This is a genomic window from Chromohalobacter sarecensis, from assembly GCF_023061135.1.
GTDB classification, from domain to species: Bacteria; Pseudomonadota; Gammaproteobacteria; order Pseudomonadales; family Halomonadaceae; genus Chromohalobacter; species Chromohalobacter sarecensis.
Genome location: NZ_JAKGAN010000009.1, coordinates 67,842 through 91,971 on the forward strand (window position 1 = coordinate 67,842; position 24,130 = coordinate 91,971).

At 62.4% G+C, this 24,130-nt stretch carries 23 protein-coding genes and 1 tRNA gene; 13 read left to right on the forward strand and 11 right to left on the reverse strand.

What is annotated here, in order from left to right:
- Positions 1 to 26 precede the first annotated feature (26 nt).
- Entirely contained in the window at positions 27 to 1,442 is a 1,416-nt protein-coding gene (locus L1071_RS13665; protein WP_246975810.1) for a sigma-54 interaction domain-containing protein, read from the forward strand.
- Between the two features lie 88 nt (positions 1,443 to 1,530).
- Here the strand turns inward: L1071_RS13665 and secF are convergent, their stop codons facing one another.
- The 5 genes from secF to queA all read right to left on the reverse strand — a co-directional run bounded on the left by secF (position 1,531) and on the right by queA (position 7,038).
- Entirely contained in the window at positions 1,531 to 2,439 is a 909-nt protein-coding gene (gene secF / locus L1071_RS13670; protein ID WP_246975813.1) for a protein translocase subunit SecF, read from the reverse strand.
- A gap of 12 nt (positions 2,440 to 2,451) precedes the next feature.
- A complete protein-coding gene (gene secD / locus L1071_RS13675; RefSeq protein WP_246975815.1) occupies positions 2,452 to 4,302 on the reverse strand; it encodes a protein translocase subunit SecD in 1,851 nt (616 codons plus the stop codon).
- A gap of 100 nt (positions 4,303 to 4,402) precedes the next feature.
- Complete coding sequence (gene yajC / locus L1071_RS13680) at positions 4,403 to 4,732, reverse strand: preprotein translocase subunit YajC (RefSeq protein ID WP_246975818.1); 330 nt, start codon at positions 4,730 to 4,732, stop codon at positions 4,403 to 4,405.
- 68 nt (positions 4,733 to 4,800) lie between these two features.
- Positions 4,801 to 5,919, reverse strand: coding sequence for a tRNA guanosine(34) transglycosylase Tgt (gene tgt, locus L1071_RS13685; RefSeq protein WP_246975981.1), 1,119 nt, complete (start codon positions 5,917 to 5,919; stop codon positions 4,801 to 4,803).
- 48 nt (positions 5,920 to 5,967) lie between these two features.
- On the reverse strand, positions 5,968 to 7,038 hold the full coding sequence (gene queA, locus L1071_RS13690; protein ID WP_246975821.1) for a tRNA preQ1(34) S-adenosylmethionine ribosyltransferase-isomerase QueA: 1,071 nt from the start codon (positions 7,036 to 7,038) through the stop codon (positions 5,968 to 5,970).
- 160 nt (positions 7,039 to 7,198) lie between these two features.
- Here queA and L1071_RS13695 point away from each other — a divergent pair.
- Positions 7,199 to 7,285 (forward strand) — tRNA-Leu (locus tag L1071_RS13695).
- Positions 7,286 to 7,576: 291 nt separating this feature from the next.
- On the forward strand, positions 7,577 to 10,024 hold the full coding sequence (locus L1071_RS13700) for a membrane-bound PQQ-dependent dehydrogenase, glucose/quinate/shikimate family (RefSeq protein WP_246975824.1): 2,448 nt from the start codon (positions 7,577 to 7,579) through the stop codon (positions 10,022 to 10,024).
- A gap of 58 nt (positions 10,025 to 10,082) precedes the next feature.
- Here L1071_RS13700 and L1071_RS13705 read toward each other — a convergent pair whose 3' ends face one another.
- The gene (locus tag L1071_RS13705) at positions 10,083 to 10,844 is read right to left on the reverse strand and encodes an EAL domain-containing protein (protein WP_246975829.1); all 762 of its coding nucleotides are present in this window, start codon (positions 10,842 to 10,844) and stop codon (positions 10,083 to 10,085) included.
- A 196-nt stretch (positions 10,845 to 11,040) separates the two neighbouring features.
- Between L1071_RS13705 and L1071_RS13710 the strand changes: the two genes are divergently transcribed.
- The gene (locus tag L1071_RS13710; protein ID WP_246975832.1) at positions 11,041 to 11,415 is read left to right on the forward strand and encodes an MliC family protein; all 375 of its coding nucleotides are present in this window, start codon (positions 11,041 to 11,043) and stop codon (positions 11,413 to 11,415) included.
- Between the two features lie 33 nt (positions 11,416 to 11,448).
- Entirely contained in the window at positions 11,449 to 12,057 is a 609-nt protein-coding gene (locus tag L1071_RS13715) for a LysE family translocator (protein ID WP_246975835.1), read from the forward strand.
- Between the two features lie 19 nt (positions 12,058 to 12,076).
- Here L1071_RS13715 and L1071_RS13720 read toward each other — a convergent pair whose 3' ends face one another.
- Together L1071_RS13720 and L1071_RS13725 are read right to left on the reverse strand one after the other, a co-directional pair.
- Positions 12,077 to 13,729 (reverse strand): acyl-CoA dehydrogenase family protein, encoded by a 1,653-nt coding sequence (locus tag L1071_RS13720; RefSeq protein WP_246975838.1) that lies wholly within the window; start codon positions 13,727 to 13,729, stop codon positions 12,077 to 12,079.
- Between the two features lie 88 nt (positions 13,730 to 13,817).
- On the reverse strand, positions 13,818 to 14,387 hold the full coding sequence (locus L1071_RS13725) for a TetR/AcrR family transcriptional regulator (protein ID WP_246975841.1): 570 nt from the start codon (positions 14,385 to 14,387) through the stop codon (positions 13,818 to 13,820).
- An 87-nt stretch (positions 14,388 to 14,474) separates the two neighbouring features.
- Between L1071_RS13725 and L1071_RS13730 the strand changes: the two genes are divergently transcribed.
- The 3 genes from L1071_RS13730 (at position 14,475) to L1071_RS13740 (ending at position 16,945) form a co-directional block, all read left to right on the forward strand.
- The gene (locus L1071_RS13730; protein ID WP_246975844.1) at positions 14,475 to 15,707 is read left to right on the forward strand and encodes an MFS transporter; all 1,233 of its coding nucleotides are present in this window, start codon (positions 14,475 to 14,477) and stop codon (positions 15,705 to 15,707) included.
- A 120-nt stretch (positions 15,708 to 15,827) separates the two neighbouring features.
- A complete protein-coding gene (locus L1071_RS13735) occupies positions 15,828 to 16,385 on the forward strand; it encodes an NUDIX hydrolase (RefSeq protein ID WP_246975847.1) in 558 nt (185 codons plus the stop codon).
- Between the two features lie 65 nt (positions 16,386 to 16,450).
- Complete coding sequence (locus L1071_RS13740; RefSeq protein WP_246975850.1) at positions 16,451 to 16,945, forward strand: glutathione peroxidase; 495 nt, start codon at positions 16,451 to 16,453, stop codon at positions 16,943 to 16,945.
- Between the two features lie 12 nt (positions 16,946 to 16,957).
- Here L1071_RS13740 and L1071_RS13745 read toward each other — a convergent pair whose 3' ends face one another.
- Entirely contained in the window at positions 16,958 to 17,347 is a 390-nt protein-coding gene (locus L1071_RS13745) for a DUF7079 family protein (protein WP_246975853.1), read from the reverse strand.
- Between the two features lie 183 nt (positions 17,348 to 17,530).
- Between L1071_RS13745 and fabV the strand changes: the two genes are divergently transcribed.
- From fabV to L1071_RS13760, 3 genes are read left to right on the forward strand one after another with little or no spacing between them, the layout of a single operon-like run.
- On the forward strand, positions 17,531 to 18,736 hold the full coding sequence (gene fabV, locus L1071_RS13750; protein WP_246975856.1) for an enoyl-ACP reductase FabV: 1,206 nt from the start codon (positions 17,531 to 17,533) through the stop codon (positions 18,734 to 18,736).
- Positions 18,733 to 19,413 (forward strand): DUF2959 family protein, encoded by a 681-nt coding sequence (locus tag L1071_RS13755; protein WP_246975859.1) that lies wholly within the window; start codon positions 18,733 to 18,735, stop codon positions 19,411 to 19,413. Before fabV ends, L1071_RS13755 begins: the two co-directional genes overlap by 4 nt.
- Positions 19,400 to 20,374 carry a GlxA family transcriptional regulator gene (locus tag L1071_RS13760; RefSeq protein WP_246975862.1) on the forward strand — a complete coding sequence of 325 codons (975 nt, stop codon included), beginning with the start codon at positions 19,400 to 19,402 and terminating at the stop codon, positions 20,372 to 20,374. Before L1071_RS13755 ends, L1071_RS13760 begins: the two co-directional genes overlap by 14 nt.
- Before the next feature lie 175 nt (positions 20,375 to 20,549).
- Here L1071_RS13760 and L1071_RS13765 read toward each other — a convergent pair whose 3' ends face one another.
- Positions 20,550 to 21,995, reverse strand: coding sequence for a M48 family metalloprotease (locus tag L1071_RS13765; protein ID WP_246975864.1), 1,446 nt, complete (start codon positions 21,993 to 21,995; stop codon positions 20,550 to 20,552).
- A gap of 144 nt (positions 21,996 to 22,139) precedes the next feature.
- On the opposite strand from L1071_RS13765, the gene L1071_RS13770 reads away from it, so the two are divergent.
- Complete coding sequence (locus tag L1071_RS13770; RefSeq protein ID WP_246900197.1) at positions 22,140 to 22,391, forward strand: sulfurtransferase TusA family protein; 252 nt, start codon at positions 22,140 to 22,142, stop codon at positions 22,389 to 22,391.
- Positions 22,388 to 23,479, forward strand: coding sequence for an AI-2E family transporter (locus tag L1071_RS13775; RefSeq protein ID WP_246975866.1), 1,092 nt, complete (start codon positions 22,388 to 22,390; stop codon positions 23,477 to 23,479). The genes L1071_RS13770 and L1071_RS13775 overlap by 4 nt, the downstream gene beginning before the upstream one ends.
- On the opposite strand, the gene L1071_RS13780 is transcribed toward L1071_RS13775, so the two are convergent.
- A complete protein-coding gene (locus L1071_RS13780) occupies positions 23,480 to 23,956 on the reverse strand; it encodes a peroxiredoxin (RefSeq protein WP_246975869.1) in 477 nt (158 codons plus the stop codon). It abuts the gene before it with no gap.
- Between the last annotated feature and the right edge of the window lie 174 nt (positions 23,957 to 24,130).

Sequence of the window (24,130 nt, forward strand, 5' to 3'; positions counted from 1 at the left end):
TGATGCAAAAATGAATCGAGAGCGCTATGCAAGAACACGATATTGAAGCGCTAACGCTCGAGGCACTGATTCATACCGGCCACGATCATGTCTTCATCGTCGATGTCGATGGTCAGGTGCTGGATGTCAGCCCGGGCAGTGCCGCCGTCTATGGCATGAGCCGTCAGTCGTTGTGCGCGACCACGGTCTATGAACTGGAGGCACGTGGCGTGCTATCGCCCTCGGTCTCGCTCGAGGTCATCCGCACCGGTCAACCGGCGCAGGTCATGCAGCGCACCGGCACGGGGCGACAGGTGATCGCCGAGGCCTACCCGGTGTACGCCTCCGGGCGCTTGGTACGCGTCATCAGTCGTTCCATGGATATGACCGATCTGCGCTTGCTGCAAGACGAATACGCGCTTCTCCAGCGCCGCTTCAACGAGCACCTCAAGCGTGGCGGTAGTCCGGCCCCGGGGGATGCGTTGGAGTTAGAATCGCTGGAGGTGCGCAGTCAGGTCATGCACGAGGTGGCGCAGCTCATCAAGCGGGTGGCACCGACCGATGCCACGGTGCTGATGCTCGGCGAGTCGGGGGTAGGCAAGACGGCCTTCGCGCGCCAGTTGCACCGCTGGAGCCAGCGTTGCGACGGCGCCTTCGTAGACGTCAATTGCGCGGCGATCCCCGAGTCGCTGTTCGAATCCGAAATGTTCGGCTATCAGCCTGGTGCGTTCAGCGGTGCCGCGCGGATGGGCAAGGCCGGGCTCCTGGAGCAGGCCCACAAGGGCACGCTGTTTCTCGATGAGATCGGCGAGTTGCCCCTGGCGATGCAGAGCAAGCTTTTGAAGGTGATTCAGGACGGTTATCTGACGCGACTGGGCGATACGCGCTCACGGCGAGTCGATTTTCGCCTGGTGGTTGCCACCAATCAGGACCTGGCGCAGCGCGTGGAGGAAGGGCGTTTTCGTCTCGATCTTTACTATCGGCTCAACGTGATTCCCGTCACGCTGCCGCCCTTGCGCGAACGCCGCGAAGATATCCCCGGCCTTGCGGAACGTCAGCTCGCCAGGCTCAACGATCGTTATGGCATGGACAAGGTGTTGCATCCTCGTGTGTGGCCGGAGTTGATGGGCGGCGACTGGCAGGGGAACGTCCGCGAGCTGGAAAACTGGCTCGAACGCGCTTGGCTGTCCGCCGAGGGCGGTGTCATCGGTGCGCCGATGGAGGAGCGTGATGTGGCGTCGGCGCGCGTGAGCACGGCGACCAGTGGAAGCAGTCCGCTGGCGACGCTGGAAGAAGGGCGCTCCTTGCGTGACACGCTGGAGGCTGTCGAGGCCGAAATCCTCGGCGAGTTGGCGGCGCGCTTGTCGAGCACCTACGCCATGGCCGAGCGCCTGGGTATCAGTCAGCCCAGTGTGGTGCGCAAGCTACGCCGTCATGGGTTGAAGATCGTGTCGCGTGATTAAGCGCTCAACGCAATCCACGCTCCAACGCAATACGCCTCCCGAGGGGGAGGCGTATTGGATACTGAACAGCTGCTAAACCGATGATGGCTCAGGGCAGTTCTTCTTCCTCGTCGTTTTCCTTCTTGGGCCGGATCAGGTCCTTGCGCTGCAGCTTGATGGCCAGCAGCAACGCTGCGGCGACGTAGACCGATGAGAAGGTCCCCGCGACGACGCCCAGTATCAAGGCGATCGAGAAGTTGTGGATCATGTCTCCGCCGAGGAAGAACAGTGCCAGGAGTACCAGCAATGTGGTCCCCGAGGTGGCCATGGTGCGCGCCAGGGTCTGGTTGATCGACTCGTTGAATATCTGCGCCATGTCGTCGATTTGCGACTTGCGGATATTCTCGCGTATTCGGTCGTAGACGATGATGGTGTCGTTGAGCGAGTAACCGATCACCGCCAGTATGGCGGCCAACACCGTCAAATCGAAGTCCAGTCCGAACAGCGCGAAGATGCCGAGTATTATCAACACGTCATGGCCGAGGGAAATCAGGGCACCGAGCGCGAACTTGTACTGGAAGCGGAAAGCCACGTACACCATGACCACCGCCAGAGCCAGCAGCATGCCCATACCGCTCTGATCGCGCAGCTGATCGCCGACCTGTGCGCCGACAAACTCGGCGCGGACCAGATCCACCGGATTTGCGTCGCTGTCCAGAATGCCCACGACGCGTTGCCCGACATCATTGTCGAAGGTCTGCTGCAGCCGCACGAGGATATCGTTGGAGGTGCCGAAGGTTTGCACCTGGGCATCCTCGAAGCCCTCGTCGCCTAACTGGCTGCGTAGTTCGTCAAGCGCCGGGGCTTGTTCGTAGCGGACTTCCACCAGCGTGCCGCCGGTGAAGTCCAGGCCCAGGTTGAGGCCTTTGAACGCCAGGGCACCGATCGCAATGACCGCGAGCAGCACGGAAACGGCGAAGGCTATGCGGCGTTTGCCCATGAAGTCTAACTGTCGCATCGCTCGCTCTCCTCAGATCCAGATTTTCTTCAGCGGGCGTCCGCCGATGGTGAGGTTGATCAGGGCACGTGAGACCAGGATGGCGGTAAACATCGAGGTCAGAATGCCCAGCGACAGTGTGACGGCGAAGCCTTTGACCGGTCCGGTGCCGATCGAGAACAGGATGACTGCCACCAGCAGGGTGGTGATGTTGGCGTCGACGATCGAGGTGAAGGCGCGCTCGAAGCCGGCATGTATCGCTTGCTGGGCAGGCATTTTGGCTTTGATCTCTTCACGTATTCGCTCGAATATCAAGACGTTGGCATCCACTGCCATGCCTAGTGTCAGCACGATACCGGCGATCCCGGGAAGCGTCAGGGTGGCGCCGAGCATCGACATTGCGGCGACCAGCAGCACCAGGTTTAGCCCCAGCGAGATGTTGGCGACGATGCCGAAGGCCTTGTAGCGCGCCAGCATGAACAGCACCACGAGCAACAGGCCGAGTTCTACCGAGAGAATGCCCTGATTGATGTTCTGCGCGCCCAGGCTGGGCCCGATGGTGCGCTCCTGAGCGAAATAAATGGGCGCCGCCAGCGAGCCGGAGCGCAGCAGCAAGGCCAGGTCTGCCGCCTCGCTCGAGGAATCGAGACCGGTGATGCGGAAGCGGTTGCTCAAGGCGCTTTGAATGGTCGCCAGGCTGATGATGCCGCGCTCGGTATAGGCCTCGCGCTTTTCGACCTCTTCGCCGTCTTCCATAACCGTGCGTGTGCGGGTCTTGTGCTCGATGAAGACGACCGCCATGTTGCGCCCGATATTGGAGCGTGTGGCGCGGCTCATCATCGAGCCGCCGGTGCCATCGAGGTTGATGTTGACCTGCGGACGGTTGTTTTGATCGAAGCTCCGGCTGGCGCTGGAGACATGATCGCCGGTGACGATGACGTCACGCATCAACTCTGCGCTGCGGTCTTCGTCATTGCGGAAGCTGAGTGTTTCGATCTCGCGGTCGGGCGTGTCCGAGCGGGCTTCCAGACGGAACTCCAGATTCGCGGTGGCCCCCACGATACGCTTGGCGGCGGCGGTGTCCTGCACGCCGGGCAGTTCGACGACGATGCGGCTGGGGCCCTGGCGCTGCACCAGTGGCTCCGAAACGCCCAATTCGTTGACGCGGTTGCGGATCGTCGTCAGGTTCTGATTGATGGCGTAGTCCTGAAGCGCCTGCACGGCTTGTTCGGTGAAGGTCATCGTCAGGGCCGCGCCACTATCGCCTTCTTCGTTCGCGTAGTCGAAGTCAGGGAACTGGTCGGCGATCAAGCCGCGTGCCTCGTTGCGATCGTCTTCGTTGGCGAACTGGAACGTGATCGTGCGGTCGCCGATTTCGGTGTCACGATAACGGATTCGCTCGTCGCGCAGGATGTCGCGGACGGCGCTGGCATTCGCTTCCAGGCGTTGCTGGACGGCGGCGTCCATGTCGACCTGCAGCAGGAAGTGCACCCCGCCCTGGAGGTCGAGGCCGAGCTTCATGGGCGCGGCTGAAAGGCCGGCCAACCAGTCGGGTGTCGCATCGGCGAGATTGAGCGCCACGGTATAAGCGTCGCCCAGCCGCTCGTCGAGGGTATCGCGGGCAGCGATTTGCTGATCGGCTTCTTCGAGGCGAATCAGCGCACTGTTGCCATCCAGCTCGCTTTTCTTGACATCGATGCCTTCGTCCGCGAGCGCTTGGGTCAAGCGGTCGAGGCGCTCTTGATCGAGTGCGGAGCCGTTGGCGGTACTGCTGATTTGAACGGCGGGGTCGGCGGGGTAAAGATTGGGTAACGCGTAGATGATGCCGACGAGAAGTACTATGAGTATCAGCAGATACTTCCACAGGGGGTAACGGTTGAGCATGGAAGCCCTGTCCTTGTTGCTGACGCAGAAGACAGCCACCGACCATAGAATATGGCCGGTGGCGTTGAGGAGGGGCGGTTTCGCGCCTCCTTATAGGGGATCAGATGGACTTCAGGGTGCCCTTGGGCAATACCGCGGCGACGGAGTTCTTCTGAACGTTCACCTCGGTGCCTTCGGCGATTTCCAGGCTGATGAAATCGTCGCCGACATTGGTGACACGCCCCATCAAGCCGCCACCGATGACGATCTCATCGCCTTTGGAAAGGTTGCTGATCAGTTGTTTGTGCTGCTTGGCACGCTTGGACTGCGGACGCCAGAGCAGAAAGTAGAAGATCAGTACGAAACCGACCAGCATGACGATCTGGGCAATGCCGCCGCCCGCGGATGAAGCATCCTGCGCGTGAGCTGCGGGAATGAGAAACTCCAGCATGGATTGTTATCTCCGGATGGTAGTGGGGTTGAATCTGTGCCCGAGAGCGTATCCCGGATGGCATTCGATCACGCTGACAGCGGCGGCACCGGCATGCCACGCCGTGCGTAGAAGTCTTCGACAAAGGCAGTCAATGTACCCGCTTCAATGGCAGTGCGCAAACCAGCCATGACACGTTGGTAATAACGTAGATTGTGGATGGTATTGAGCATGGCACCGAGCATTTCGCCGCAACGATCCAGATGATGCAGATAGCTGCGCGTGAAGTGCCGACACGTATGACAATCGCACTCCGCTTCGAGTGCCTGTGTGGAGTGGCGATGCTGGGCGTTACGGATCTTGACGGTGCCGTCGGCCGTGAAGAGATGGCCATTGCGCGCGTTGCGCGTGGGCATCACGCAGTCGAACATATCCACCCCGCGACGCACGCCTTCGACCAGATCCTCGGGTTTGCCGACGCCCATCAGGTAGCGCGGCTTGTCGTCCGGCATCCACCCCGGCAAATAGTCGAGTACCTTGAGCATCTCTTCCTTGGGTTCGCCCACTGATAAACCGCCGATGGCGAGCCCGTCGAAGCCGATGTCCAGAAGCCCCTTCAGGGAGCGCTCGCGAAGCTCGGGGTACATGCCACCCTGAATGATGCCGAACAGCGCCGCAGGCGAATCACCATGCGCGATGCGCGAACGCTGCGCCCAGCGCAGCGACATCTCCATCGAGCGCTTGGCTTCTTCCTGGGTGGCCGGGTAGGGCGTGCATTCATCGAAGATCATCACGATGTCCGAGCCCAGCGAACGCTGCACGGCCATCGATTCCTCGGGGCCCATGAAGACCTTGGCGCCATCCACGGGCGAGCGGAAGTGCACGCCTTCCTCGGTGATCTTGCGCATGTCGCCCAGCGAGAAGACCTGAAAGCCGCCAGAGTCGGTGAGGATCGGCTTGTGCCACTGGGCGAAGTCGTGGAGGTCACCGTGGGTCTCGATGACCTCGGTACCCGGCCGCAACCAGAGGTGGAAGGTGTTGCCGAGGATGATCTCGGCACCGATCTGTTCGACCGATTCGGGCGTCATGCCCTTGACCGTGCCGTAGGTGCCGACGGGCATGAAAGCGGGCGTTTCCACCGTGCCGCGGGGGAGGCTCAAACGGCCGCGGCGTGCCATGCCATCCTCGGCGAGGCGCTCGAAACGCATGAAGCTCTCGTTACGCATGGGGAACCTCGTTAGGCATGGGAAGTCTCGTTAAACATGAGAAGCCTCGGGGAAAGGATGTGACGTTGCCGACCGGCTGAGGAGCATGGCATCGCCATAGCTGAAGAAGGCGTAACGCTCGGCGACGGCTTCGCGGTAGGCATGCATCACCTGGCGATAGCCGGCGAACGCTGAGACCAGCATCAACAGTGTTGACTCGGGCAAATGGAAATTGGTGATCAGTGCATCGACACAGCGCCACGCGTAACCGGGATAGATGAAGATATCGGTGTCGCCACGATAAGGCGCGATGCGACCGTCGTCCCGGCCTTGGCTGGCAGTTTCCAGGCAACGCACGCTGGTCGTGCCCACGGCGATGACACGCTGGCCGCGCGCTCGGGTGGCCTCGACTTGGCGGCATAGCGTCTCATCGACTTCCAGCCATTCGCTGTGCATGTGATGCTCGCGAATATCGTCCACGCGGACTGGCTGAAAGGTGCCTGCCCCCACGTGCAGGGTGACATAGCCCATCTCCACGCCACGCTCACGCAGCGCCGCCATCAATGCCTCGTCGAAATGCAGGCCGGCGGTGGGCGCCGCTACCGCGCCCTCGCGACGGGCATAAACAGTCTGATAACGCTCGCGGTCGTCGAGCTCGTCTTCGCGGTCGATATACGGCGGCAAGGGCATGTGCCCGTGGCGTTCAAGCAGCGCGATCAGTGGTGTCTCGCCTAAAAAGCGCAGCTCGAACAAGGCCTCGTGACGCTCTTCGACCACCGCGCGGATATCGCCCTCGAAAATCAGCTCGGTGCCGGGCTTGGGAGCCTTGCTGGCGCGTAGGTGCGCCAGACCACGATGCGCATCCAGCGGGCGTTCGAGAAGCATCTCGACGCGCCCACCGCTGGCCTTTTGCCCGAACAGCCGCGCGGGAATCACACGGGTGTCGTTGAACACCAGCAGGTCGCCGGGCTCGAGCTGCGTCAGCAAGTCGGTGAAGCGGCGATGCTGAATTTCGCCGCTCGCGTCGTCCAGGCACAGCAGGCGACAGTCACTGCGTTTCTCAGACGGGTAACGAGCGATCAGCTCATCGGGGAGATCGAAATGGAAATCGGCGCGCTGCATGGCGTTGGAGAGAACGACCTGTAATCGAAAAACGGTAATCGGAGATGAGGCACGCCCGGCGTGCGCTCGACGAAGGCGGCCTATGATAATCGAGACAGGCGACGAAGTCAGGCCCGGATGATTGACGTCGCCAATCTGCTCCGTATAATACGTCTCCGCTGCCCGGGTGGCGAAATTGGTAGACGCAGCGGATTCAAAATCCGCCGGTGGAAACACTGTGTCGGTTCGAGTCCGACCCCGGGCACCAACCTTTCTTAATGACTTCGGTCATCCCAGCAAGACAATCTTCTAGCGTTCTCCTTTTCCTGATGATGTCGATGAGACATGCGTCCGTTTTTCGTGTGCGCGTGGCCAGCGTTCTGTCTGCTTGTCGATCTGTATATCTTTTATTAATCAATTAGGTATAAAAGCTTGGGTTGCTCTATCCTGAGGGCGAGCCATCAAGACGGCAGGGCGCGGTGAAAACGCGTCTCAAGCTGCATGGCGTGTCGCTTTCATCGGCGATGCTAGGGATCACGATCATTCAAGGAGAAGCGTTTTGGCTACTAAGACATCTTCCCACAGGGTTGGCGGTCCGTTCGCCAAACTCGTGGGTATCATCGTTGCGCTCGTCGGCCTCGCGTTAGGCGGCGGCGGGCTTTATCTAGCGTCATTGGGTGGTTCCTGGTATTACGCGATTGCGGGCATTCTGATGCTCGTCTCCGGCGTACAATTGGTGCGTGGCCGTGTTTCCGGTGCCTGGCTTTATGGCGTGGTGTTCATCGGCACGCTGATCTGGGCCGCCTGGGAATCGGGGCTGAATTACTGGCGCTGGATTCCGCGTCTCGATGTCGCGTTGATCCTGGCCATTCTGGTTGCACCGGTTATGCCGAGCCTCAGGGGCGGGCCATCCCGCAAGGCGGGGTTCTCGGTGGCGGGCGTGTTGTGCCTGGGCCTGATCGTCGCCGGTGCGTTGGCGTTCGTGCCGCGTGGTTATCAACAGTTCGAGGGCGTGCCCGAGGTCGCCGAGAATTCATTGGCGACCGATGTCGGCGATGCTCAGCCGGCGGATACTCCCGCCGATGGAGACTGGGTTGCCTATGGGCGTGACAGCGCCGCGACGCGCTACTCTCCGCTCGATCAGCTTACCCCGGATAACGTCGGCGATCTCGAAGTCGCGTGGCAATATAGAACCGGAGACCTGCTCGATCATCGCTGGGGCGCCGAAACCACGCCGCTCAAGGTCGGCGACGATGTGTTCTTGTGTACGTCGCGCAACATCCTGATCTCGCTCGATGCCGATAGTGGCGAAGAGAACTGGCGCTACGACCCGCAGGTATCCGAAGACGCCATTCCTTATACTGCTGCCTGCCGTGGCGTTACGTATTACGAAGTGCCGGACGACCGGCTCGACGATCTGGCCAGCGGCGATGAGGGCGATTCGCAGAACTGCCGCGCCCGCATCATTTCCGGCACGCTCGATGGCCGCATGCTCGAGGTCGACGCCGCCACCGGCGAGCCGTGTGCCGATTTCGGGGATAACGGCCAGGTCGACATCAAAAAGAACATGGGCGAAACGCCGGATGGCTACGTGTCGATCAACTCGGCGCCCGTGGTAGTGCGCGATGTCGTCGTTACCGGCCATCAGGTGCTCGATGGGCAGCGCCGTTATCCGCCCTCCGGTGTCATCAAGGGGTTCGACGCCGTCACCGGTGAGCTCGAGTGGGCCTGGGACGCCGGGCGCCCCGAGCAGAGCGAACCGCTCAGCGGTGACGACACCTACGTGCGTGGCTCTCCCAATATGTGGACGACCGCCGCTGGCGACAGCCAGCTCGGTCTGGTGTATCTGCCGATGGCCAATAGCGCTGCCGACTACTGGAGCGGCTCGCGCACGCCGGAAGAAAACGAGTGGGCAAGTTCGATGGTGGCGCTCAACGTCGAGACCGGTCTGCCCGAGTGGCACTTCCAGACTGCGCACAAGGATGTCTGGGACTACGACCCCGGTTCGCAGCCGACATTGATCGACTTCCCCACCGATGACGGAGAAGTGCCGGCCTTGGTGATGCCCACCAAGCAGGGCGAAATCTACGTCTTCAATCGTGAAACCGGCGAGTTGCTGGGCGGTGGCGCCGAAGAACGCCCCGTGCCGCAAGGCGGTGCCGAGCCGGAAGAACGCAGCGAGACACAGCCGTTCTCGCGTTACGCGACCCTGCGTCAGCCCGACATCAACGAGAAGGACATGTGGGGCATGTCTCCTTTCGATCAGCTTTTCTGCCGTATCCAGTACCAGCAAGCCAGTTGGAAGGGCATGTACACGCCGCCCACCGCCGATCAGCCGTGGATTCAGTACACCGGTTATAACGGAGGTTCCGACTGGGGCAGTGTCTCCATCGACCCTCGGCGCGGCGTGATGATTGCCAACTACAACGACATGCCCAATTACAACGAGCTGGTGCCTCGCGAGGAGGCCGATGCCAAGGGCTGGAAGCCACGCGAGGAACTGGATAGCGATGGCGGTGGCGCCGAAGGTGCGGGCGATCCGCAGGCCAACACGCCTTACGCGATCAACGTCAACGCCGGCTGGCGTGTGCCTTATACCGGCATGCTGTGCAAGCAGCCACCGTACGGGCATATTCGCGCCATCGAGCTGGCCAGCGGCGATACGCTGTGGGATCGCCCGTTGGGCACGGCGCGCGCCAACGGCCCGTGGGGGATTCGCTCCGGCTTGCCCATCGATATCGGCACGCCCAATAACGGCGGCTCGGTGGTCACGGCGGGTGGTCTGATCTTCATCGCCGCAGCGACCGATGACTTGATCCGCGCGATCGATATCGAGAGTGGCGATACCGTGTGGCAAGCGCCGTTACCGGCGGGCGGTCAGGCCAATCCGATGGTCTACGAGGCGAATGGTCGTCAGTATCTGGTGATCGTCGCTACGGGACACCACTTCATGGAAACCCCCAGTGGTGACTACGTGATCGCCTATGCGCTGCCCGACGATGCCTGACGGCTCGCTAAGGTAGGAGAAATACCGCGACCCCGGCATGCAGTCGGGGCCGCGATGTTTAGGAAGCCGCGAAGCCGGTCACCGTGGGCAGCGCTTCGAACGCGGGACGTGCGTAATAAAAGCCTTGATGCTGCACGATGCCGGCTTCCTCATGCAGCCAGCGCGCTTCGTCCCGGCACTCGATGCCTTCGGCGACCGTTTCGATGTCGAGCTGGGCGGCGATGTCGGCCACCGCCTTGAGCAAGATCTGGCGACGCGGGTCGCGATGGCAGTCCATCACCAGGTCACGATCGATCTTGAGCTTGTCGGGGCGCAACTCGACCAACAGGTCCAGATTGGCGTGGCCCTTGCCGAAGTCATCCAGAGCGGTGGTAAAGCCCATCCGGCGATAGGTGTCGATGATGCTGCGCAAATGGGCGCGATCGGTGACGCTTTCGGTTTCGGTAATTTCGAATACCAGTCGCTCGGTGGGCCACCCGACTTTTTCTGAAATTGCTAGCGTCGCCTGTATGCAGGCCTGGGGTTCATAGACGGCGTTGGGCAGGAAGTTGATCGAGAGCGCGCTTGCCATCTCGAGTCGGGCGGCGAGTTCGATGGCCTTGACGCGACAGGCCTGATCGAATCGGTAGAGCAAGCCGTCCGATACTTGGGAAAGTATCTGGTAGGCCGATTCGCCATTGACGCCGCGTACCAGGGCCTCATGAGTGACGATACGTTGCGTCGCGACATCGACGATGGGCTGGAACGCCATGCTGAAGGCGAACGGCAATGGGCCTTCGCAACGCTGGCAATGATGGTCGGTTCGCGCGCAATTCGTCATGCTGACCTCCGTGTGATGGGTTGAGAGCGCCGTAATGATGCCCACTAAATATCCCGGTGCGTGTTGGGTGTGTCACGCGTCGTTTAAGATAGAATGTCTGCAACACATTGTACGGTCATAAATTAGCTGCGGTACGCTTTTGAAAACATGGCGTCGTATCGCGCTTCCATCATGATGTTCCTGGAAAGGAGTTCCGATGAAACCTGTCAGTCTTACCCTGTTGGCGCTAGCGACCTTGATGACGGGGTGCGCCATGCAAGGTGGCGATGATGATCGCGCCGATCAGCATACCCAGATTTACCAGTGTGAGGGAGACACATCGCTGTCGGTGACCTATTTCCAATATGGCGCTGACACCGATAGTGCCATGTTGAGCTACGGTCACGATTCCATCCCCATGCACCAAATTGCCTCGGGCGCCGACGCACGCTATGCCAGCGACGACGAACAGCTCGCCTACATCTGGCACACCAAGGATGACGAAGGTGAGCTTTACCGCGAGAACGATGAGGGCGAACGCAACGTCATCGAGCGCGATTGCCAGGGCCGCATGAAGGACGCCGACCGCTAAGTTGCGCGCTTATTTCATGACGGAACCTGTGCGATGTCACTGAGTTTGTGGCTGTCGCTGGCGGCGGTGTGTGCCATGGGAGCGATGTCGCCAGGGCCGAGTCTGGCGATGGTGCTGCGCCATACGCTAGGCGGTGGGCGCGTGCCGGGCGTGGTCGCCGGTGTTTGCCATGCGGCGGGTGTGGGCTTCTACGCGGCGTTGACCGTGTGGGGCCTGGGCGCGGTCATCGTTCATCAGCCGCTGTTGTTCAAGGCGATCACCTGGGGCGGGGCGGCGTACCTGGCCTGGCTGGGCGTGAAGGCGTTGCGCGCTGGCCGCGGCGGGGCCCTGGAGACAGGCGGCATGGCCAGTCGCCCTGGTATGGCCGCGCGAGACGGCGTGCTGGTGGCGCTGGCCAATCCCAAGCTGATTCTCTTCTTCGTGGCCTTGCTGAGCCAGTTCGTGAGCGCCGACATGGGCGCGGGGGCCAAGACGGTGATCGTGGCGACCGCGTCACTGATCGACGCTGGCTGGTACGTGCTGGTGGCGCTGGCGCTCTCGCATTCGGCGGTTTTACCCTGGCTTCAGGCACGCGCGCACTGGATCAACCGGGCGACCGGTGTCTTGCTGCTGGGCCTGGCGCTGCGCATCGTCATTGGTTGATGGAGCGTAGCAACCACCCTCAAGGCGCGATTCGCTCAAGGATGGTGTCCAGCGGCGCGTGAGACGGCAAGACGCCGAACAACGGTGAGGCCTCCTCGCCGAGGCGGACCGCACAAAAAGTCTCGCCGATAGCATTGGGTGCGTAGCGCAACAGCAGCGCGGCCTGCAGACATTGCGCGAGGCGCTGGGTCAGCCAGCGGGCCTGGGCTTCCAGCACGTCCGGCGTGGCCTTGAGACGTCGTTCGAGGGCTTCAAATGCCCGGTCGAAATCGGGGTGAGCGCCGCGTGCCAGGGCGAGTTCCTGGCGCAGGGCGGCGATACTTTCCGGATGGCGGGCCATCACGCGCATCACGTCCAGACACATGACATTGCCTGAACCTTCCCAGATCGAATTCACCGGCGCTTCACGGTAAAGCCGCGCTAGCGGTGCCTCCTCGACGTAGCCGATGCCGCCGAGGCATTCCATGGCCTCGGCCATGAATGCCGGACCACGCTTGTTGTGCCAGAACTTGGCCAGCGCAGGGAGCAAGCGCGCCAGGGCACGCTCATGTGGATCGCGGGCGGCGCCGTCGAAGGCGCGGGCGGTGCGCAGGCAGAGTGCCAGGCTGGCCTCGGTTTCCAGGGCCAGGTCAGCGATCACGCGGCGCATCAAGGGCTGCTCGGCGAGGCGTTTGCCGAACGCTTCGCGGCCTTGCACGTGGCGCCAGGCCTCGAGCGTCGCCTGGCGCATCATGCCAGCGGGGGCGGTGGCGGCATCGAGCCGGGTCTGCTGAACCATCTCGAGAATGGTGGCGACGCCGCGTCCCGGCTCGCCGATGGGGTGCGCCCAGGCATCGACATACTCGATTTCCGCCGAGGCATTGGCGCGGTTGCCGCACTTGTCCTTGAGGCGCTGCAGTTGCATGCCATTGCGCTCGCCATCGGGGCGAAAGCGCGGTACCAGGAAGCAGCCAATGCCGGCGTCGTCCTGGGCCAGGGTCAGAAAAGCATCCGACATCGGCGCGCTGCAGAACCACTTGTGGCCGGTGAGACGCGCGCTGCCATCCGGCTGGCGCGTCGCCTGAGTGGTATTGCGGCGCACGTCGCTGCCGCCTTGTTTCTCGGTCATCGCCATGCCGAAGGTTGCCGCACGCTTGTCGCTGGCGGGCAGGGCGCGAGGATCGTAGTCGTGTGCCAGCAGGCGCGGTCCCCATGTCTCGAGCACGGCGCTGTCGTGGCGTAGCACGGGGTAGGCGGCGTGGGTCATGGTGATCGGGCAGCAGAACCCCGGCTCGACCTGGGTCAAGAGATAAAGCGCGGCGACATGCGCTTGGTGGCCGCCTTCGCCTTCCTGTTCCCAGGCCACGGCCTGCCAGCCGCCGTCGCAGGCCAAGTGCATCAAGCGATGATAGGCCTCGGTGTAGCGCACTTCGTCGAGCCGGCGCCCGTGGCGATCGAACAAGTGTAGCTCGGGAGGGTACCGGTTGGCCTCATCGGCGATGGTTTGCCAGGTGTCACGCCCGGCCTCGCGGGCAAGCGGGGCGAGACGCGTCGCGACCCACTCCGGGGCCTCGCGCGCCAGGGCCTCACGCAGGGCCGTGTCCTCTTCCAAGAGGTCATGGTCGCCGCCGAGCGGGGGCTGGTTGGTGACGTCGTGCGTGGCGAGATGAGTGCGAGCGGCGTGGTCGGACATGGAAGCGACTCCTGAAGGCGGCAGCGGGCTGCGCTGTGCTTCGAGCATGGCCAGACGTCGAGCCGGGGTCAATGCGACCCTGGTGGGATTAGCCGGGCGTGTCGGTACTCGACAGCGTCTGCGCGATCCAGCGACTGAGGCGCGCGGACGTCGCCGTGTCGAGGTCATAAAGCAGTCGGTAGGTCATCGGCGCGATCACGCCATCCATCAAGTCTTCGACCGATGGCGTGGCTTCGCCGCGCATCACGGCGCGTTCACGCAGGCACGCCATGATCGTTTCATTGTAACGGTAGCAGCGTTGGCGCCGTTCGCGTTCGGCGCTGGCCATGATATCGCTGAGCATGCACTGGCCGGTTGGCGAGGTCATCTCGTCGAGATAGTGCTCGCCCCAGGCCTGTAGATCACTTGCCAAGGAACCGGTATGCGGTGGCTCTTCGTCGGGATGAAGGCGCTCGAGCGACACGTCCGCCAGCAACTCGGCAAGATTCCCCCAGCGGCGATAGATCGTCGACGGCGTCACGCCGGCCTTGTGCGCGATCTGCGGAACGCTGAGTTCCTCGCGGGATTTGGCGGTCTGCAACTCGCGCACCGCTTGATGCACGGCTTCTTGCACCCGTGCGCTGCGTCCCCCGGGACGAACGGCTTCTTTGATGGCCATAGTTACCTAACGCAAAATATTTGCTTTATGAGCTTGCTAAGTTCAGACTGCTTCTAACGCACAATCTTAGCATTAATGGACTTCACCATGTCACCGCCTTCATTCTCGGGTAAGACGGACGCCTACCCGACGCCACGCCTCGGGCAACTGGCTTACTATGCCATCTTGATGATCACCTTCCTGGCGGCGTCCAGTGCCCCGACGCCGTTGTACCGGCTCTATCAGCAGACGTGGGGATTCTCTGCCACGATGCTGACGCTGGTATTTGCCAGTTATGTGTTCGCCTTGCTGGTGGCACTGCTGGTGTCAGGATCGCTGTCGGATCATATCGGTCGGCGGCCGGTGGTGGCGGGCGCCATCGTGGGCGAAATCCTGTCGCTGGGGGTATTCTTCTGGGCTGATAGCCTGGCGTGGCTCATGGTGGCACGTATCCTCCAGGGTATCGCCACCGGTGTGGTGACCAGCGCGCTGGCGGCGGCCATGCTCGATAGCGATCACCAACGTGGGCCCGTCATGGCGAGTATCGCACCGCTTTTCGGCATGGGCATCGGCGCTCTGATCGCGGGCATCTTGGTGACGTACGCCCCGGCGCCGCTGCATCTGGTGTACGCGCTCTTGGCTGTGGCCCTGGTAGTTCAAGGCTTGCTGCTGGGGCGCATACGCGAGAGCGTGACGCCGCGCCCGGGTGTCTGGGCCTCGCTACGGCCACGCGCCTATATACCACCGCCGGTCCGAGGGCCGCTGCTGCGCGTGGTGGCAGCGGTGATTTCGTCCTGGGCGCTGGGCGGTTTCTCGCTGTCCTTGGGTCCTACACTGGTGGAGACCGTCAGCGGTATCCATAACCCGCTGGTGGGTTGCCTGATTACGTTCCTGCTGCCCTGCGTGGGTGCCATCAGTGTGTTGACGCTGCGCGGCAAGCCGCCCCGTGTGGCCGTGCTCATCGGCACGGGCTGCTTGATCGTCGGCATGAGCGTGCTGTTGTTGGGGGTGTATTGGCGCAGCGTGGCGGTGCTGTTGAGCGGTACCGCCTTTGCCGGGATCGGTTTCGGCGCGGCTTTCATGGGCGCCATGCGTACGGTGATGCCATTGGCGCCGCCCACTGAGCGTTCGGCGTTGATGGCGGCGTTCTATGTCATCTGCTACTTGTCCGCCAGCCTTTTGGCCATGGTCGGCGGCGTGGCGACACAGCATGTGGGGCTGCTGCCGACGACGTATGTATATGGCGGTGTCGTGGCGGCGTTGTCGCTCACCGCTTTTATCGGTGCGTTGACGCAGCGCTCGACCCCGGCCCGCCGCCGTGCCTGCGATAACCCAGCCTGAAGTGCGCCCCAGGCTTCTGGGGTAGGCCTTCTGCATGTCCATTAGTGGATTCGACATGACGCGATGCCCGGGCTCTGGCATGCTGAAGCCTTTTCGCATCGATACGTCACAGGTCACGCCATGCTCACGCCGTCGTCTTCCGCAACGCCTGGGGCGCTGCCCGAGCCGGTCATCAAGGATGAGCGCATCCAACTGGTGGATGCTCGCAATCGTCCTTGCGGCAGTGCCTCGCGTCGGCTGATGCGGCGCTTTCGCTTCTGGCACCGCGCGACGTACGTATTCGTGCGCAATGGGCGAGGCGAGCTATGCGTGCAGCGCCGCACGCTGACCAAGGAAGTCTTTCCCGGCTATCATGATTTGGCGACCGGCGGCGTGGTCGGCGCGGGGGAAGCGGAGCATATCGCTGCGCGTCGCGAGCTGGCGGAAGAGCTCGGCATCGAGGGCGTGTCGTTGACGCCGTGTTTCACGTTCCGTTATACCGATGGTAGCAACTTCATTCATGGCAGTGCCTTCGTGGTCGATTACGATGGGCCGCTGGTCCTGCAAGCGGACGAAGTCGCCGATGCCACCTGGTTGACGGTGGAGGCTGCGTTGGCCTTGGAAGACGCCACGCCAGATAGCCGCGTCGCGCTGGAGCGCATGCTTGACCAGGGCTGGTTGACGGCACGGGATGATTGAAGCCCTGCCGCAGGCGGACGACAATGAAGAGGTGTTCCCGACGATGAACGTGATGCGCGATCGCCATGACGCTATATAGCCAGGATTGCCATACCAACCGGATGGAGCCCTTCAATCTGCGCGCGTTGCGCGGGCAGGTGCTGTTGATCGTCAATGTCGCCAGCCGCTGCGGTTATACGCCGCAGCTCAAGGAGCTCGAGTGGCTGTATCGCCGTTATCACGATCAGGGCTTCACCGTGCTGGCGTTTCCCTGCAATCAGTTCGCTCGCCAGACGCCGGAGTCGGCCGAAGGGTTCGGCGCCTTCTGCATGCGTGAATATCGGGTCAGCTTTCCAGTGATGGAAAAGGTGCACGTCAACGGACGCGATGCCCATCCGCTGTTCGTATTGCTGCGCCGCCAGGCGCCGGGCGTGCTGGGCAGCACCCCCATCAAGTGGAATTTCACCAAGTTCCTGGTGGGGCGTGATGGCCATGTGATTCAGCGTTTTGCGCCGCGCGTCTCGCCGCGCCGCATGGCGGCGGATATCGAGCGAGCACTGGATATTCCGTTCTCGGCATGATGCTCGTACGGCTCATGATGCGGTCGCATGCAGACGTTCGATCAGGATGTCGAAGCGCGGCCGACTCATCATCGTGGTCAACCCGGAAAACAGCAGCCAGAAGCCCTTGCGCCAGCCATGCAAGCGCCGCGTGTGGCGTGCCAGGTCGAGCAGCAGGCGGTCCTCGTCGAAGGCGCGCCATTCGCCGGCCACCGACATCTGGCGACGCGACATGACCGGCGCCATCTCCAGCCGATAGATCATCTCCAGCTCCTGAGGCGTATGCCCTTGTGCCTCGATCACCTCAAGCATATGGATGTATTCGCGCTCGCGGGGCTCGCGCTCGAGCCACAGGGGCGAGAGTGCCAACCACAGGGCGCCACGGCGTTCGAGTAGGGTTTCAAGCTCGTTGGGGTCGTGCATGTTTTGGGCCTTCGCTGTGAACGGGCATCTTCGGCCACTCGGCCATGGCGAGCAAGGGGGTGCGGACATGGACGCCATCACCCGCTAGAATGCCCCACAATAGAGAAACCGTGCATTGGCGCGCGTTTCCCCGTGCGGTTTCGACCGCGATCAACGAATGACGTCAGCAAAGAGGTTCCCTCTGTGATCATAAAACCCAAGGTTCGTGGCTTCATCTGCACGACGACGCATCCCAAAGGCTGCGAGCGCAATGTGGCCGAGCAGATCGCCACCACGCGTGCGAATATTCCGCAAAGCGAACAGCAAAATGGCCCCAAGAAGGTGTTGGTGATCGGCGCCTCCAGCGGCTATGGCTTGGCCGCGCGTGTCACTGCGGCCTTCGGTTACGGGGCGTCGACGCTAGGGGTTTTCTTCGAGAAGCCGGGCACCGAGAAGAAGCCGGGCACGGCGGGATGGTACAACTCGGCGGCGTTCGACAAGTTCGCCAAGGAAGAAGGCCTTTACAGCAAGGCGATCAATGGCGATGCCTTCTCGCATGAAGCGCGCACCAGGGCCATCGAGTTGATCAAGCAGGACCTGGGCCAGATCGATCTGGTGGTGTACTCGCTGGCCTCGCCAGTACGCAAGATGCCCGATAGCGGTGAACTCAAGCGCTCCGCCCTCAAGCCCATCGGCGAGACCTATACCGCCACGGCCATCGACACCAACAAGGATGCCATCACCGAGGCCTCCGTGGAGCCGGCCACCGAGGAAGAGATCGCCGATACCATCACCGTCATGGGCGGCGAGGATTGGGAGCTGTGGATCGACGCGCTGGACGAGGCGGGTGTGTTGGCGCCGGGCGCACGTAGCGTGGCGTTCAGTTACATCGGCACCGAGATTACCTGGCCGATCTACTGGCATGGTGCGCTGGGCAAGGCCAAGGAGGACTTGGACCGCGCCGCCGGCGAGATCGACGCGCGTCTTTCGAAAGAGGGCGGCAGTGCCAACGTGGCGGTGCTCAAGTCGGTAGTGACCCAGGCCAGCGCGGCGATTCCGGTAATGCCGCTTTATATCTCGATGGTCTACAAGGTCATGAAGGAGAAGGGCCTGCACGAAGGCACCATCGATCAGCTTAACCGCCTGTATACCCAGCGTCTGTATTCATCTCAAGAGCAGGAGACCGACGAAGCAGGGCGCCTGCGTCTCGACGATTGGGAACTGCGCGATGACGTGCAGCAACCGTGTAAAGAGCTATGGTCGCAGGTGACCACCGACAATCTCTTCACGCTGACCGATTACGCCGGTTACAAGCACGACTTCCTCAAGCTATTTGGCTTCGAGCGCGAGGATGTCGATTACGAGGCGGACGTCGACCCCGTGGTGGAGTTCGACGTCGTGCAGCTGTGACTGCCGTGACCGAGCGTCTGCCCCGCGTGTTGCGCTGGGGGCTGTGTCTCGTATTGCTGAGCCTGCTCGTCGGCTGTCAGAGTTCGCCGTATTACGCCTCGATGGAGCGCCTTGGTGTGTCGCGGGGCGAGGTGCTGGCGGAGCGCGTCGACGCCGCCCGGCAGGCCCAGCAACGCGCCCGGGAGGCGCTGGACAGCGCCTTGTCGCGCCTGGACCTGGCGCTTTCCGCCTCGTCGAGCACCTTCTCGCGTGAGCGCGAGGCACTGACGCAGGCGCTGGAGGAAAGCGACGACGCGCAGCGCGATCTGGCCTGGCGTCTCGATGACGCCGACGAGGCGGCCGAGGCAGTCTTCAGCGAATGGCGTGACGAACTCGACGACTACCACGATGCGCGTTATCGCGAACTCAGCGAGCGGCAATTGGCCGAGTCCCGAGAGCGCTATGAAGACATTCGCCAGGCGCTTGCCACCTCGCGCGAGCAGATGCGGCCGTTGACGGAGACGCTCAACGATACCGCGCTGTTGCTCGAACACGAGGAAAAGGCCCGCGATCTGGCCTCGCTGGGCGACCGGATGCCCAATATGCGCGAGGCGCTGGATGAACTCGCCACGCGCGCCGCGCATATCGACCGCGAGACGGACGCGTTGGTGGAGGCGCTGCTCGATGCCAGGCAGTGAAGCGCGCCACGATGCACCACGCCAGGTGGGGTTTTTGCTGCTGCCGGGATTTTCGCTGCTGGCCCAAGCCTGCGCCATGGAGCCGTTGCACGTCGCCAACTTGCTGGCCGAGCGTCGACTCTATGTGCCGCGTACCTTCGGGCTCGATGGGCGCGCGGTCAAAAGCGCTGCGGAGCTGGCGTTGACCCCGGAAAGCGTGGCGGGCAGCGATGTCCAGCATCTGGACATGCTCATGGTGTGCGGCGTGAGTCCGTCGCCAGCAAGCGAATCCCCGACCTTGCATGGCTGGTTGCAACGGCTGGCGTCACGCGGGGTCATGCTGGGCGGCATCGCCGGTGGCACCCAGGTGCTGGCACGCGCCGGTGTGCTGGAGGGCTATCGGGTCACGCTGCACGTCGCCGGGGCCGATGCGTTCACGCGGGATTTTCCCGGTGTGCATGTCTCGCATCAGTTGTTCGAGATCGACCGTGACCGCTTGACCTGCGGGGGCGGCACGGCGGCGATGGACATGATGATGACGTTGATCGCCCAGCAGCATGGCGCGCGGTTGGCCGAACGTGTCTCCGAGCATTTCGTCTGCGAGCGCATCCGCATGGCGGACGAGCCTCAGCATGTACCGCTGCGCGCGCGTCTCTCGCACGCACCACAGAGCCTGGTCGACGCGGTGACGTTGATGGAGTCGAATATCGAGGAGCCGCTGACCACCCACGAGCTGGCGGAACACCTGGGGATTTCCCGGCGGCAGCTCGAGCGGCTTTACAAGAAGTATCTGCAGGCGGTGCCCAGCCGTTACTACCTGGAACTGCGTCTTCAGAAGGCCCGCCAATTGCTGCGTGACAGCGAGCAGGCGGTCGGCGACATCGCCTTGTCCACGGGCTTTTCCTCCGGGGCGCATTTCTCCACGGCGTACCGTAACCATTTCGGCATCAGTCCGCGCGACGAACGCATCCCGCGTCATTGACGGCAGTTTTCAGAGCTTAGGCTTTGTACGAAAAGTCGGCGAGCGATGGCCAGACAAGGCAAAAATCAGCGAAAAGGCGGAGTTTACGGGGTGTAAATGAGTACTTTGATCGGACTCGCGCACGAGCTGATTTTTAACGCCGTATGGCCGAGCACAGGCAGTTTTCGTACAAAGCCTAGAAGTCCTGGAGCGTCTGCCGATACCCCAAATACGCCTTGCGGCGTTCAACCAAGCGGCTGGCCATGGCGAAGTCGCCTTGATTGCGTGCCGTCTCTTCGGCGATATCGAGCTGTTTGATGGCGCGGTCGATATGACCGGTCAGCTGCAATTGCTCGGCGCGGGCGAGCATGCCCCACAGATGGCGGTCGCTGCGTCCGGCGGCTTCCGCGAGTAAGGAGAAAACCTGCGGATCCTCGGGATACTGATCGCTCATGCGGCGCAAGATGCCGTATGCCTGGCGTGGGGCTTGCTGCAGCAGCACCTCCGCCTCGATGAGCTGCGCCGGGCGGTAGTCCGGCTGCAAACGCAGGATCCGCTGGGCACGGGTCAATGCCGCATCGCGCTGGCCGGCATCGAGCGCCACCTGGGCTGCGCTGGCCGGCAGCATCGAGAGATCCGGCTGCGCCGCGCTCAATTGGTCGATCGCGTCGAGTGCCTGTGCGGTATGACCGTTGTGGGCATCGATCAACGCTTGCAGGTAGCGTATCGCGGCGTCAGGAGTGTCGTCCTGACGTAGCTGGGTCATGGCCTGGTCGGGATTGTCGCGATTCAGCGCGAGCAGGGCGCGAGCGCGAATAAGGCTGAAGGCCGTGCTATCGTGCGGTGCGGGCGAGGGCATCTGGTCGGCGCGGGCCTGGGTGTCGGCGATGCGCGCTTCGGTGACTGGGTGTGTGAGCAAGAATTCCGGCGGGTTGCCGCCCTGGAGACTGGCTAAGCGTTGCATGGCGCGGAAGAGCTCGGGCATGGCCTGCGGGTCGAAACCGGCATCGGCCAGGGCCTCCAGCCCGACGCGGTCGGCTTCCTGCTCGAAACGCCGCGAATAGGCGAGCTGATCCTGGATGAATGCCGCTTGCGAGCCGACCATGGCAGCCAGCCCGGCATCGCCTGCGCCACCCGCCGCAAGCACCATGCCGGCCAGCATGGCGCCCATGGTGGGTAACTGCGTCTCTTCCACGCGCTGCATGCGGCGCGCAAAATGATGCTGTGATAGATGGCCGAGCTCGTGGGCGATCACCGAGGCCAGGGCATCCTCGGTCTCGGTGAAGGTGAACAGGCCGTTGTGGACGCCGACCACGCCGCCCGGCACGGCGAAGGCATTGAGAAGGCGGCTATCGACCAAGGTGATGACGGTCTCGTCGTGAACCCCGGTATGCGGTAACAGGCGCGCCACCAGGCCGTGAATGTAATCCTGCGCGATAGGATCTTGCCACTCGTCGGTCTGGGCGCGGAACTGGCGCAGCCAGGCGCGGCCCAGGCGGTGTTCCTCTGCGCTTGAAACCGTGGCACTCGAGCCACCCAGCTCGGGAAGGCCGTAATCGTTTTGTGCCAGGGCATTCGACGCAAAGGCGCCAAATGTTAGAGCTAGGCATAGGGCAGGAAGCAGCGTCCAGCGACGTGGCATGGGCATCCTCTTGAATGACGCGACGGGGCGGGTAGGCCGACGGCATGGTGCACGCCATGCTACCGTTGTCTTCGACATTGAACTGACTGGCAAAGTGCCTTTAAATCGTTGCATTTTCAACTACCCAACCGCTGGGGGACGCAGATGGCGTTGCAACCCGATCATATGCTCGATGCACGCGGCCTGCATTGTCCGTTGCCGCTGCTCAAGGCCAAGCAGGCCCTATCGACGCTCGAGGTGGGCGCGTTGCTCGAGGTTCAGGCGACCGATGTGGGTTCGTGGCAGGATTTTGAGACCTTTGCCGCGCAGGGCACGCACTGCCTGGAGGCGCGCGAAGAAAGGGACGGCGTCTACTATTACTGGCTGCGCAAGGGCGAACGAGGAAGCACCGCATGACGATGAAAGGCCTCTTCAAGGGGTGGATGGAGCGCTATTTCTCGGATGAGGAAGCGGTCGTCTTGCTCATCGTGCTGGTGCTGGGCTTTGCCGCTGTCATTTGCCTGGGTCGGATGCTGGCGCCGTTCTTCACTGCCCTGGTGCTGGCCTTCCTCCTGGAAGGCGTGGTCGCGTGGCTGGAACGGCGAGGCTTGCCACGCCTGCTGTCGGTACTGGTCGTGTTCCTGATTTTCATGGGGGCATTATTGGCGCTGGCCCTGGTGATCATGCCGCTGGTCTGGAACCAGATGGTGGAACTGGTGCAGGAAGCGCCACGTATGTTCGCCAGTGGTCAGGCATTGCTGGATGCCTTGCAGTCGCGCTACCCGACCTTGATCACTCCCGATCAAATCGAACAGTGGATCGCCACCGCCGGGCGCGAAGCGACCCAGCTCGGTCAGCGGGCGCTGACGCTGTCGCTGGCGTCGTTGGGCAATTTATTGGGCGTGATCGTCTATCTGGTATTGGTGCCGATTCTGGTGTTTTTCCTGCTCAAGGACCGCGAGCGCCTGACGCTGTTCCTGCTGTCCCTGCTACCCAAGAAGCGTACCTTGATGACGCGCATCTGGCATGAGATGGACGATCAGATCGCCAACTACATTCGTGGCAAGGCGATCGAGATCCTGATCGTGGGTGTGGTGGCCTTCATCACCTTCTGGATGTTCGGATTGCCCTATTCCACCTTGCTGGCATTGATCGTCGGCTTGTCGGTGCTGGTGCCATATATCGGCGCGGCAGTGGCGACCCTGCCGGTGGCGGCCGTCGCGGGTTTCCACTTCGGTATCGGCGATCAACTCGCCTACGTCCTGCTGGCCTATGCCGTTATTCAGGCGCTGGATGGCAATGTGCTGGTGCCGATCCTGTTTTCCGAGGCGGTCAACCTGCACCCGGTGTCGATCATTCTCGCGGTGTTGTTCTTCGGCGGTATCTGGGGCTTCTGGGGGGTGTTCTTTGCGATTCCGCTGGCGACCCTGCTCAAGGCGTTGGTGTATGCCTGGCCGCGCGGTGTGCGCGACCCAGGTGTGCGATCTCCCCCTGCGGAGCAGTGATCAGGACGTCGCGTTGAGTTCACGGGCGGCGTCGAGCACCTCCTCGACGTGGCCCTTGACCTTCACCTTGCGCCATTCGCGCGCCAGTTTGCCGTCAGTGTCGATCAAGAAAGTACTGCGCTCTATTCCCAGGTGCTCCTTGCCGTAGAGCTTCTTGAGCTTGATGACATCGAAGAGCTGGCATAGCGCTTCATCCTTGTCGGAAATCAGCTCGAAATTGAACCCTTGCTTGGCCTTGAAGTTCTCATGGGCACGCAACCCGTCTCGCGAGACACCGAGAACGACGGTGTTGGCGGCCTCGAAGTCGGCCTTGCGGTCGCGAAAATCGCCCCCTTCGGTGGTGCAGCCCGGGGTACTATCCTTGGGATAGAAATAGATCACGACCTGCCGGCCACGGTAGTCGGAAAGGGTGATCTGCGTATCGCCCGTCGCCGAGGCGGTGAAATCGGGAACGGGCTGGCCGCTGCTGACGCTCATGAAGGTTCCTCGCGTGCTGATGTGAAAGATAGCGTTGCCTTAACGTGAGCGGTCAAGATTACATAACCGTCAGGCGCGCGTGTCAAAGTACACCGCTTCTGTACAGGATGAAGCTGGCTGAGTACCATTTGACGTTGATCGACCTCATGACAGAAAAGGCCGGTCCGGCGCTTG

Excerpts from the sequence above, each read along its gene's own strand:
- L1071_RS13665 (WP_246975810.1), top strand. The coding sequence starts at position 27 with ATGCAAGAACACGATATTGAAGCGCTAACGCTCGAGGCACTGATTCAT.
- secF (WP_246975813.1), bottom strand. The coding sequence starts at position 2,439 with ATGCGACAGTTAGACTTCATGGGCAAACGCCGCATAGCCTTCGCCGTT.
- secD (WP_246975815.1), bottom strand. The coding sequence starts at position 4,302 with ATGCTCAACCGTTACCCCCTGTGGAAGTATCTGCTGATACTCATAGTA.
- yajC (WP_246975818.1), bottom strand. The coding sequence starts at position 4,732 with ATGCTGGAGTTTCTCATTCCCGCAGCTCACGCGCAGGATGCTTCATCC.
- tgt (WP_246975981.1), bottom strand. The coding sequence starts at position 5,919 with ATGCGTTTCGAGCGCCTCGCCGAGGATGGCATGGCACGCCGCGGCCGT.
- queA (WP_246975821.1), bottom strand. The coding sequence starts at position 7,038 with ATGCAGCGCGCCGATTTCCATTTCGATCTCCCCGATGAGCTGATCGCT.
- L1071_RS13705 (WP_246975829.1), bottom strand. The coding sequence starts at position 10,844 with ATGACGAATTGCGCGCGAACCGACCATCATTGCCAGCGTTGCGAAGGC.
- L1071_RS13710 (WP_246975832.1), top strand. The coding sequence starts at position 11,041 with ATGAAACCTGTCAGTCTTACCCTGTTGGCGCTAGCGACCTTGATGACG.
- L1071_RS13715 (WP_246975835.1), top strand. The coding sequence starts at position 11,449 with ATGTCACTGAGTTTGTGGCTGTCGCTGGCGGCGGTGTGTGCCATGGGA.
- L1071_RS13720 (WP_246975838.1), bottom strand. The coding sequence starts at position 13,729 with ATGTCCGACCACGCCGCTCGCACTCATCTCGCCACGCACGACGTCACC.
- L1071_RS13725 (WP_246975841.1), bottom strand. The coding sequence starts at position 14,387 with ATGGCCATCAAAGAAGCCGTTCGTCCCGGGGGACGCAGCGCACGGGTG.
- L1071_RS13730 (WP_246975844.1), top strand. The coding sequence starts at position 14,475 with ATGTCACCGCCTTCATTCTCGGGTAAGACGGACGCCTACCCGACGCCA.
- L1071_RS13735 (WP_246975847.1), top strand. The coding sequence starts at position 15,828 with ATGCTCACGCCGTCGTCTTCCGCAACGCCTGGGGCGCTGCCCGAGCCG.
- L1071_RS13740 (WP_246975850.1), top strand. The coding sequence starts at position 16,451 with ATGACGCTATATAGCCAGGATTGCCATACCAACCGGATGGAGCCCTTC.
- L1071_RS13745 (WP_246975853.1), bottom strand. The coding sequence starts at position 17,347 with ATGCACGACCCCAACGAGCTTGAAACCCTACTCGAACGCCGTGGCGCC.
- L1071_RS13760 (WP_246975862.1), top strand. The coding sequence starts at position 19,400 with ATGCCAGGCAGTGAAGCGCGCCACGATGCACCACGCCAGGTGGGGTTT.
- L1071_RS13765 (WP_246975864.1), bottom strand. The coding sequence starts at position 21,995 with ATGCCACGTCGCTGGACGCTGCTTCCTGCCCTATGCCTAGCTCTAACA.
- L1071_RS13770 (WP_246900197.1), top strand. The coding sequence starts at position 22,140 with ATGGCGTTGCAACCCGATCATATGCTCGATGCACGCGGCCTGCATTGT.
- L1071_RS13775 (WP_246975866.1), top strand. The coding sequence starts at position 22,388 with ATGACGATGAAAGGCCTCTTCAAGGGGTGGATGGAGCGCTATTTCTCG.
- L1071_RS13780 (WP_246975869.1), bottom strand. The coding sequence starts at position 23,956 with ATGAGCGTCAGCAGCGGCCAGCCCGTTCCCGATTTCACCGCCTCGGCG.